This is a genomic window from Nocardia araoensis NBRC 100135, from assembly GCF_000308435.1.
Classification (GTDB): domain Bacteria; phylum Actinomycetota; class Actinomycetes; order Mycobacteriales; family Mycobacteriaceae; genus Nocardia; species Nocardia araoensis.
The window spans coordinates 80784-87582 of record NZ_BAFR01000170.1 but is presented as its reverse complement, the minus strand read 5'-3'; the positions used below and the strand labels follow the sequence as shown (position 1 = coordinate 87582).

Genomic DNA, 6799 nt, shown 5'->3' with positions numbered 1-6799 from the left:
ATAATCACACGCAGCACGCGAACGGGCCCGTCCCGACGGGCCCGTTTCGCCTGCGGCGCAGCCGAACTCAGAACTCGTGCCGCCCGCCCGAGCTGGTCTGGCCCTCGGCGAGCAGGTCGCGGATCTGGATCAGCACCTCCGAGTCGGTGAGTGTGGTGTCGTCGGGCCGGAAGCGCTTCTTCAATCGCGCGGCGGGCAACACGAGCACGAAGAACAGCACCCCGGCGATGAGCAGGAAATTGATCACGGCGGTGATGATGGGACCGACCTGGACGAAGGTCGCGGGCTTGTCGGCGACCAGCCGGAAACCCAGGCCGATATCGCCCGGCCCGCCGAGGACGGCGAGCAGCGGATTGATGATGCCGTTGGTGATCGCGGTGATGATCGCGACGAACGCCGTGCCGATGACCACGGCGACCGCCAGGTCGATGACGTTTCCGCGGAACAGGAAATCTCTGAACTCTTTGAGCATGGCCGGTCTCCTCTTTTCCGTGGAGCTGGGCAGTCGTGCTCGGCGGTACCCGCGCGCCGGTAGGCCCGATGCTAATGAGCCGTCGGCGCATATTCGGCGAGGCATGATCGGCGGGTCAGTGGAAGACGACGGTGAGCGCGGTGTGCAGCGACGCGCCCGCCACGGCGGTGGCGTGCTCGGCGTCCATCGCGACCAAGACCACGCGTTCCGCGGCTCCCCGGCCCACACCGGCGCCGGAGACGAGGATTACGGCGGCATCGGTGGCGAGGGTGCGGGCGGGCCGGGCGCTGGAGCCGGCGTCTTCGGCGCCGATCACGTCGACCCGATCGCCCGCGCGCAGGATGTCGGCCACCGCCGTGTCGGCGAGCCGGACGGGCACGATACGCGCCTCACGGGCGCCCGTCGCCGCCGCGGCCAGGCGCGGGCCGACGACGCGCAGGTCGGTGAATACCTCGCCTCGGCGCATGGCGCCGGTCAGCGTCGCGCCGAGGAGCGCGGCGGGATCGGTGACCGCGCCCGCCGGTAAGGTGCCCGCTTCGCGCGGGGCGGGGCGCAGGTCGCCTGCCTCGAGGAGCCGCCCCGGCGCGAGGTCGCGGCCCGCGACGAGCACCGTGATGCGTTCGGCGCCGGGATCACCACGAAGGAAGAGGAGCGCCGCGAGTGCGGCGAGAGCGATAGCGAGCAACCGTCGGACGAGTACGGCGTCGGCCCAGGGCGGCCGCTGCCACCCGTAGGGATTCCAGCCGCGGCCGAGGTCGGCGAGTGCGCGAGTCATGGCCGGATCCTATGGCCGGACTCGCGTTCGCCCGGCCCGGATCACGGTGGGCTGTGGATGGGTGACTGGCTGTGGAAAACCGTCGAATCAGCTGGCTACAGCCGTGCTGGTGGACGCGGTCGACCCGCTCGACGAGCTGGAGTCGGAAGTCGAAGACGAACTCGGGCTGCTGTCGGACTTGGCGGGCTCGCTGGCGGTGGAGGAGCCACCGCGGCTGTCGGTGCGGTAGAACCCGCTGCCCTTGAAGACGATGCCGACCGAGTTGAACAGCTTGCGCAGCTTCCCCGAGCACTCCGAGCACACGGTCAGCGCTTCGTCGGTGAACGACTGAACGATGTCGAAGCGGTTGTCACACTGGGTGCACGCATACGAGTAAGTAGGCACAGGATCCTCCGCGGTGTTCGTCGATCTGGCACTCTACAGCCGACAGTGCCAACACCGCCAATCGGTGTTTCATTCCCCAGGGTAATCGTCGCCCAGCCGGCGCAGGCCGCCGCGTGGCGTGAGCGCCCAGCCCATGCGCAGGTCGTGCGGTTCCTCCGGCAGCCGGTCCACCAGTTCGTCGTCCCGGACCACCGCGACCAGGCGCGCGTCCGGTCGCGCGGCGGGCAGCGTGCGGTCGTAGTAGCCGGCGCCGCGGCCGAGCCGGACACCGCGCAGGTCCACGGCTAGAGCGGGGACGAGGATCAGCTCGGCCCTGGCGACGGTCTCCGGCGGCAGCACGGCGCCGATCGGTTCCAGCAATCCGTAGCGTGCCCGGCGCAGGGCGTCCGCGCCGGTGTACTCGGCCCAGCTCAGCGGCCCCGGCGGCCCGGTCACCGGCAGCAGCACCCGCGCACCACCGGCCAGCAGCGCGTCCAGCATCGCGGTCGATCCCGGTTCTCCCGTCACCGGCACATACGCGCAGACCCAGCCGCGAACAGCCACCGTGCCGACGGCCGTGGCCAGGGCAAACGCTTCCTTTTCCCGCTCCGTGGCGCTTATCACAGCTCGGCGGGCGAGTAGTTCGGTGCGCCATGCATGCTTATCGCGCTCGCCGGGCATCTTCACAGTGATCACCATAGGCTCACCCCGGAACCGGTCGGCGCGACGCCGATCCGGCGGCGTGATGGATGGATAGGGTATGCGTATGACAGCAAAGGCCGGAAAGCCCGGTGACGCCGCGGAGGTCTCGTGCTTCCGCACGGCCGTCGTGCCCGCGGCCGGGCTCGGAACGCGGTTCCTGCCCGCGACCAAGACGGTGCCCAAGGAGCTGCTTCCCGTGGTGGACACGCCCGGCATCGAGTTGGTCGCCGCCGAGGCGGCCGGTTCCGGCGCGGAGCGGCTGGTGATCGTCACGTCCCCGGGCAAGGACGGCGTGGTCGCGCACTTCGTCGAGGACCTGGTGCTGGAGAGCACGCTCGAGGAGCGCGGCAAGTTCAAGCTGCTGGAGAAGGTGCGCAAGGCGCCGGGACTGCTCGATGTCACCTCGGTGGTCCAGGAGGAGCCGCTCGGGCTCGGTCACGCTGTGGCGCAGGCCGAGCAGGCCCTCGACGACGACGAGGACGTCATCGCCGTTCTGCTGCCCGACGACCTCGTGCTGCCCCGCGGTGTGCTCGATGTGATGTGCCGGGTGCGCCGCAAGCGCGGCGGAACGGTGCTGTGCGCCATCGACGTCCCCAAGGACGAGGTCAGCGCCTACGGTGTGTTCGACGTCGCGCCGGTGCCCGACGCGGTGAATCCGAATGTGCTGCGCGTCAAGGGGATGGTGGAGAAGCCCGCGCTCGCCGACGCGCCGTCGACGTTCGCCGCCGCGGGCCGGTATCTGCTCGATCGCGCGATCTTCGACGCGCTGCGCCGTATCGAGCCAGGCGCGGGCGGCGAACTGCAACTCACCGACGCCATCGCACTGCTGATCGCCGAGGGGCATCCGGTTCATGTGGTGGTGCACCGTGGGTCGCGCCACGATTTGGGCAACCCGGGCGGTTATCTTCGTGCTGCGGTCGATTTCGCACTGGAACGAGAGGAATACGGGCCCGCTCTGCGGGAGTGGCTGCAGCACCGCCTGAGCCCGGACTGGGATCCGCAGCTGACGACCGGCGACTGACGGACCCGGCCGGGGTTTCGCCGAGAGTGGACCGTCGGGTACGAATGATGGTTCACCGCGGTGCGCACGCGAATGCGCTTGCGCCCCGGCGGGATCGCGCGCCCGCGTGGGCGAGATCGGATGGAGTGCGGAGAGGATCAGGAAGGGCTGGATGCGCTCGGTTGAGGATCAGCAGATCAAGGTGACCGCCGCGGCGGTCGCGCCCCGGCCGGTCCGGGTCGCGATCTCCGAAGCTCAGGGCCTGCTGTGCGCCGAGGACGTCGTCACCCAGCGGCCGTTGCCCGGCTTCGACCAGGCCGCCATCGACGGATATGCCGTGCGCAGCGTCGACGTGGCCTCCGCTGGGGCCGACATCAGGGACGAAGAAGGCGAACTCGTCGACCTCACCCTCCCGGTGGTCGGCGAGGTGGTCGCCGGTTCACGGCAGCCGATTCGCCTGCAACCCCGCCAGACCGTCCGGGTGGACACCGGCGCGCCGATGCCGACGCTCGCCGACGCGGTGCTCCCGCTGGATTTCACCGACGGCGGTCGGGTCAGGATCAAGGTGTACGAGCCGGTGCGCTCCGGCGACTACGTGCGCCGGATCGGTGACGACGTCCAGCCGGGCGATGTGGCGGTGCGTGCGGGAACCATCATCGGCGCCGCGCAGGTCGGGCTGCTCGCCGCGGTCGGCCAGGACAAGGTGCTGGTGCACCCGCGCCCGCGACTGTCGGTGCTGTCGGTGGGCGGTGAGCTGATCGATATCGATCGCACGCCGGGCCCCGGCCAGGTCTACGACGTGAACTCCTACGCGCTGGCCGCGGCCGCGCGCGATGCCGGCGCGGATGTCAACCGCGTCGGCATCGTGAGTTCCGATCCGCGGATGCTGCGCGATGTGGTCGAGGGACAGTTGGTGCGCTCGGAGGTGGTCGTCATCGCGGGCGCGGTCGGCGGCTGGGCCTCCGAACAGGTCCGGGAGGCGCTGGAAGGGCTCGGCGAGCTCGAAATCACCCGCGTGGCCATGCATCCGGGTTCGGTGCAGGGTTTCGGGCGGCTGGGTCGCGACGAGGTTCCGACGTTCCTGCTACCGTCCAACCCGGTGGGCGCGTTGGTGGTGTTCGAGGTGATGGTGCGGCCCTTGATCCGAATCGCCTTGGGGCGAAGGCATCCCATGCGCCGGATCATCAGCGCGCGGACCATCACGCCGATCAGTTCCATGGAGGGGCGCAAGGGATACCTGCGCGCGCAGCTCATGCGGGACGAAGCGACCGGCGAGTACCTCGTGCAGCCGCTCGGCAACGGGAGCTCGTCCTCGCACCTGCTCGCCACGCTCGCCGAGGCGAACAGCCTGATCGTGATCGATCCGGACGACACCGACATCCGCACGGGTGACGAAGTCCAGGTCGCCTTTCTCGCACAGCGCGGCTGAGACGTGGACGCCATGAACGTCTTCCGGGCCACGCAGCATCCGGGATGGCCCGCGCGACTCGGCCCGGTCCAGGTGCCCGCGGGACAGGTGACATTGCGGCCGGTGCGGCTGCGCGACGCGGCGGCCTGGAGCCGGATCCGGTTGCGCGACAGAGCGCATCTCGAACCGTGGGAGCCGACCGGTCGCGGGGCGTGGGAAGCGCGCAATCACGCGTCGAACTGGCCATCGCTGTGGTCGAGCCTGAAGGCCGAGGCCAGGCGCGGTGCGATGATCCCGTTGGTGATCGAGGTCGACGGCGCGTTCAGCGGGCAGCTGACCGTGGGCAATATCGTGCGCGGCGCACTGCGCTCGGCCTGGATCGGTTATTGGGTGGCCAAGGATCTCAGCGGGAAAGGCGTCGCGACGGCGGCTTTGGCGCTCGGCCTCGACCATTGCTTCGGACCGGTCGGCCTGCATCGGGTGGAGGCGACCGTTCGACCCGAGAACCTGGCCAGCCAAGCGGTGTTGCGCAATGTCGGTTTCCGGGAGGAAGGGCTGCTTCGGCGCTACCTCGACGTGGACGGCGCCTGGCGGGATCACCTGCTGGTCGGCATGACCGTCGAGGAACTGACCGGAACGGTCCTGGACCGGCTGGTGCGAGAGGGGCGCGTCACCCTGCTGTAGAACCGGCCACCGGCGCGCGGTGACATTGGTGGGAATGTGACAGGTGTGGCGGAAGTGCACGGCGCGCCTGCCGGAACTTGGTGCTACCCGGAATTAGCCTACGGACGTCGATGGTGCGTCTTGCGCCATCGGCAGTGAGCCTGCGAGGGGATCGGCGTCCGCGCCGTCGCGTCGGACGGGGGCCGGCCGAGCGCGGGGCGTGTGACGCGCCGCTGGCGGGCCGAGCCGGAGGAAATCCAGGTGGGACGGAGGTGTTGACGCGATGCCGAATTCGATCCTGTGGATCGGTCTGGTCGTGCTCTGGGTCTTCGTCCTGTTCCCGATCCTCGCCGACCGTCACCCCCGGATCCGCCGGACCACCGACGCCGCGCTGGCCACCAGGGTCCTGCACCGCGGCGGCGGCAAACGACGTCTCAAGAAGGGCCCGGCCGCCGGGCACGAAACCGATCCGAACTGGCGGCCCCGTGGGCGACACGATGGACGCCGCGTACCGAGAGAGTATCCCCACAGCGATGATGCGGAGGACCGGATGACGACACCGGCCGACGAGCCCGTCACCGAGACCGACGAGGAGAACACATCCGCGGCCGACGACGCCGCGGTATCCGACATCGCTGACGCCGAACCGGACGACACCGAGGTCGACGACTTCGCCTCCGCCGCAACGGAGGAGCACGAGGCGGACGGCGACGAGATGCGCCACGAGGCGCCGGACGACGACGAAGCCGACGAAGTCGCTGCGAAGATCGACGCGGGGGCCGATGATGACCGCGTGGGCGCACACCACCCCGAGCCGGTCGCGGCCAGAATCCCGCCTGCGCGCTCCACCGCGCCCGCCGTCGTGGACTACGACGAGTACGACGACTACGACGACGCGGACCCGGACGAACCGGACTTCGTCCCCAGCCGCCGTGGCCGCGGCGGCTTCGACCCCGAGGCCGACGCCATCGCTCGCGCGGCCCGCTACACCTTCCGGCAGCGCGCCGTGCTCGGCCTGCTGCTCGCCGCCCTGCTCTTCGGTGCTCTGGCGTTCGTGTTCACTCCCATGCTGTGGTGGGGTTGCGGGCTCGCCGTCACCGTGCTGGCGACCTATCTGGCCTACCTCCGCAAGCAGGTGCGGATGGAGGAGGAGATCCGCCGCAGGCGCGCGGCCCGCCTCCACCGGGGACATCAAGGCGAAGCCGATCCACGCGCACGCCGGGGACGCGCCCCGGGCGGCACCATGGACCGCGACACCGCCCGCGCGATCCGTCGCCGCTCCACCCTGGTCGACCCCGACGACGAAGACCCCATGTTCGCCCACCTCGACCCTTTCGACCCCGCCACCGCCCGCGCCCTGCGCACCCGCGCCGGCCGCGACATGCGCCGCGCGGCCGGCGCGTAGTGTCCGTGCAC

Annotated in this window: 8 protein-coding genes; 4 read left to right on the top strand and 4 right to left on the bottom strand. The window is 70.3% G+C overall.

What is annotated here, in order from left to right; translation table 11 throughout:
* Positions 1–67 precede the first annotated feature (67 nt).
* The 4 genes from mscL to ON21_RS24100 form a co-directional block, all read right to left on the bottom strand.
* The gene (mscL, locus tag ON21_RS24110) at positions 68–472 is read right to left on the bottom strand and encodes a large conductance mechanosensitive channel protein MscL (RefSeq protein WP_039801052.1); all 405 of its coding nucleotides are present in this window, start codon (positions 470–472) and stop codon (positions 68–70) included.
* Positions 473–587: 115 nt separating this feature from the next.
* Positions 588–1247 carry an SAF domain-containing protein gene (locus tag ON21_RS24105; protein ID WP_039801050.1) on the bottom strand — a complete coding sequence of 220 codons (660 nt, stop codon included), beginning with the start codon at positions 1245–1247 and terminating at the stop codon, positions 588–590.
* A gap of 87 nt (positions 1248–1334) precedes the next feature.
* On the bottom strand, positions 1335–1631 hold the full coding sequence (locus tag ON21_RS37330) for an FmdB family zinc ribbon protein (protein ID WP_083880845.1): 297 nt from the start codon (positions 1629–1631) through the stop codon (positions 1335–1337).
* 69 nt (positions 1632–1700) lie between these two features.
* Positions 1701–2309: a 5-formyltetrahydrofolate cyclo-ligase gene (locus tag ON21_RS24100; RefSeq protein WP_083880844.1), complete on the bottom strand. Its 609-nt coding sequence runs from the start codon at positions 2307–2309 to the stop codon at positions 1701–1703.
* Positions 2310–2376: 67 nt separating this feature from the next.
* Between ON21_RS24100 and ON21_RS24095 the strand changes: the two genes are divergently transcribed.
* The 4 genes from ON21_RS24095 (at position 2377) to sepX (ending at position 6788) form a co-directional block, all read left to right on the top strand.
* Positions 2377–3333 carry a UTP--glucose-1-phosphate uridylyltransferase gene (locus ON21_RS24095; RefSeq protein ID WP_039801048.1) on the top strand — a complete coding sequence of 319 codons (957 nt, stop codon included), beginning with the start codon at positions 2377–2379 and terminating at the stop codon, positions 3331–3333.
* Positions 3334–3484: 151 nt separating this feature from the next.
* Positions 3485–4741 (top strand): molybdotransferase-like divisome protein Glp, encoded by a 1257-nt coding sequence (gene glp, locus ON21_RS24090; protein WP_039801046.1) that lies wholly within the window; start codon positions 3485–3487, stop codon positions 4739–4741.
* A 12-nt stretch (positions 4742–4753) separates the two neighbouring features.
* Positions 4754–5404, top strand: a complete 651-nt coding sequence (locus tag ON21_RS24085) for a GNAT family N-acetyltransferase (protein WP_039801098.1) — start codon at positions 4754–4756, stop codon at positions 5402–5404.
* A gap of 262 nt (positions 5405–5666) precedes the next feature.
* Positions 5667–6788, top strand: a complete 1122-nt coding sequence (gene sepX / locus ON21_RS24080) for a divisome protein SepX/GlpR (RefSeq protein WP_039801044.1) — start codon at positions 5667–5669, stop codon at positions 6786–6788.
* The last annotated feature ends 11 nt before the right edge of the window (positions 6789–6799 follow it).

Coding starts and splice junctions, on each gene's coding strand:
- ON21_RS24100 (WP_083880844.1), bottom strand. CDS start 2,309: ATGGTGATCACTGTGAAGATGCCCGGCGAGCGCGATAAGCATGCATGG.
- sepX (WP_039801044.1), top strand. CDS start 5,667: ATGCCGAATTCGATCCTGTGGATCGGTCTGGTCGTGCTCTGGGTCTTC.
- glp (WP_039801046.1), top strand. CDS start 3,485: ATGCGCTCGGTTGAGGATCAGCAGATCAAGGTGACCGCCGCGGCGGTC.
- ON21_RS24085 (WP_039801098.1), top strand. CDS start 4,754: ATGAACGTCTTCCGGGCCACGCAGCATCCGGGATGGCCCGCGCGACTC.
- ON21_RS24105 (WP_039801050.1), bottom strand. CDS start 1,247: ATGACTCGCGCACTCGCCGACCTCGGCCGCGGCTGGAATCCCTACGGG.
- ON21_RS24095 (WP_039801048.1), top strand. CDS start 2,377: ATGACAGCAAAGGCCGGAAAGCCCGGTGACGCCGCGGAGGTCTCGTGC.
- mscL (WP_039801052.1), bottom strand. CDS start 472: ATGCTCAAAGAGTTCAGAGATTTCCTGTTCCGCGGAAACGTCATCGAC.